Source organism: Pseudomonas sp. H26/SER47-MNA-CIBAN-0231 (assembly GCF_040310465.1).
GTDB lineage: Bacteria > Pseudomonadota > Gammaproteobacteria > Pseudomonadales > Pseudomonadaceae > Aquipseudomonas > Aquipseudomonas atacamensis.
The window spans coordinates 1-239 of sequence record NZ_JBEOPW010000181.1; the positions used below are offsets into that span (position 1 = coordinate 1).

A 239-nucleotide genomic window follows, 5' to 3' on the forward strand; every position below is an offset into this window, starting at 1 on the left:
TCTCGGTCTCGCTGGCCATCGGCAGCGCCTACCTGGCCGGGATCTGGACATCGATCACTGGCGTCGGCGAACTGTATTTCGATGCGGTGGGCATGTTCGCCCTGTTCCTGCTGGCCGGACGCTACCTGGAACGCCGCGCCCGGGAGCGCACGGCCGCCGCCACCGCGCAACTGGTCAACCTGTTGCCTGCCTCGTGCCTGCGCCTGGGTGCGGACGGCCAGAGCGAGCGCATCCTGCTC

Annotated in this window: 1 protein-coding gene; it reads left to right on the forward strand. The window is 69.0% G+C overall.

The genetic code is table 11. From position 1 onward, the window contains the following. Positions 1-239 (forward strand): hypothetical protein (locus tag AAEZ10_RS27725; RefSeq protein ID WP_350571882.1); only part of this gene is annotated, 239 nt, incomplete at both ends.